Origin of the sequence: Flavobacterium sp. CF136 (genome assembly GCF_000282055.1) — a bacterium.
Lineage (GTDB): Bacteria > Bacteroidota > Bacteroidia > Flavobacteriales > Flavobacteriaceae > Flavobacterium.
Genome location: NZ_AKJZ01000098.1, coordinates 1 through 1969 on the forward strand (window position 1 = coordinate 1; position 1969 = coordinate 1969).

Annotated in this window: 1 protein-coding gene; it reads right to left on the minus strand. The window is 38.2% G+C overall.

The genetic code is table 11. The annotated features are described in order from the left end of the window. Nucleotides 1–1969: Ig-like domain-containing protein (locus PMI10_RS21795; protein ID WP_007811004.1), on the minus strand; the 1969-nt coding region annotated here is incomplete at both ends.

The following is a 1969-nucleotide window of genomic DNA, read 5'->3' on the forward strand; positions in this document are numbered from 1 at the left end:
TCCCCCTAACTGGGCAAACAACTGGGCGGATGTAACAGTGCTTCCAGAGCAGATCGTTAAAGTGCCGTTGGTTCCGGCATTAGGCTGTGCTGTAATTGTTACGGAAACACTTCCAGTCATATTAGAACTACATGTTGTAGTTGTATTAGTTGCTATAACAGTATAAGTACCTACTGCAGTTTTATTTCCAAAACTGATTGCACTGCCATTACCGGCAACTACACTACCGTCATTAACACCATCTTTTTGTAATTGATAATTTACTCCACTTTGAGAATTACTTAATCCAACTGCAACCCCTGAACCTCCAGAACAATAGACTCCTCCTCCAGTAACATTGTATGTTGTTGGATTTTGAACTGTTAATGTTGCAGCGTTTGAAACTACATTCCCGCAAACATAATTACTTTCTGTTACAATAATTCTATATTGATATCCATTCATGGAACAAGTTATACCTGTTAAGCTTAAAGAAGATGTGGTTTCACTAGCTATATTTGTCCAGGTACCGCCTCCATTTGTACTTCTCTGCCATTGATAAGTAGTAGTTCCTGCACCTCCTGAAGCTGTTACTGAAAAAGTAGCTGTTCCACCAACAGTTGCAGTTTGATTTGATGGATTAGTCACAGTACTTAAACTTCCAGTTATTGCTGCACTTGTATAAGTTCCTGAATATGATGCAGTAGTTACTTGACCTGTTCCATTGACAACTGGAGTTCCAGTACCATAAACACCACCATCTCCTCCATCTGCTGTATTAGAATTATAATATTCATTGGCATCAGAACAACCATCATTGTCCGAATCTAAATCCAAATAATTTGGAATCCCATCATTATCTGTGTCACATAATTTTTGATCAATATTGATATCGTCTATGGCTAAATCATTCCCGTTTCCTCCAGCTGCTGTATTAATAAATACCACGTCAATACTTACATTTGAAGAAGGTATAAAAATTGTCGGGTTTGTAAAATTTTGCCAGGCAGTAGTACTACCTTTTGCTACCCTTGGAATATTTCCAGTTGTAAAACTGTATAAAACATTAGAAGGATTTCCAGTTTCTTGAAATTCTATTCTTATATTAGGAAAATTTCTTGCACTACTGCTAGGTTTATCTACATCTAAATTCATTACCCAAAAAGAAGCATTAATAGGTGCACTGGTTACAACTCCCGTTAAGGTTCTTCTGTAAAATTCTCCTGCTGAAATACCAGCATTAAAAATAGCCATCCTGCCAGCTGTAGGCGAAGTTCCTCCATTGGTATGATCCCCTATATTTTGCCAAAGCGAATTTGCCCATGTAGACGTTTCCTGGACATTATTAAATATTGTATAACGGCCATCCTGAAGCGAAAAATTTGGAGAGGCAGGTCCATCTGTATTATTAGTAGGAGTTGTCCCTACTATTGCCTGATAATAATTATAATTAGTATACGGCGAAGAAATACTAAAAGTACCTGCCGTAGTGCTTTGAGTACCAAAATCCTCTACAAACAAAGGATTTATAAACGTCCCTGTTAAGCCACAAGCCGAATTTTCTACGCTATCCAATATCCCATCATTGTCATCATCCAAATCAACAGGATTCGAAACATTATCATTATCACTGTCTAAAGGAGGGTCAGTAACAGACATATTCATAGTAATCTGACACCCGTTATTATTGGTATAAGTAATTATAAACGATCCTGCCGAAACTCCCGAAACTATTCCTCCACTGGTTACAGTTGCAATTGCCGTGTTACTAGAAACCCAAGGATTACTACCAGCTGGAGATGCACTCCCGGTTAAAGTGGTTGAAGCCCCTTGTAGTAGTGAACTTGCACCAGTAATGGTTGGTAAAGGATTTACTGTTACTGTAGCCGCTGCTGAATTTGCTGTAGGACACACACCGCTTTCTACCACTGCTCTATAATAAGTGGTAGCTGTTAAATTTCCAGTTACTAATGATGTAGTAGTATTAACA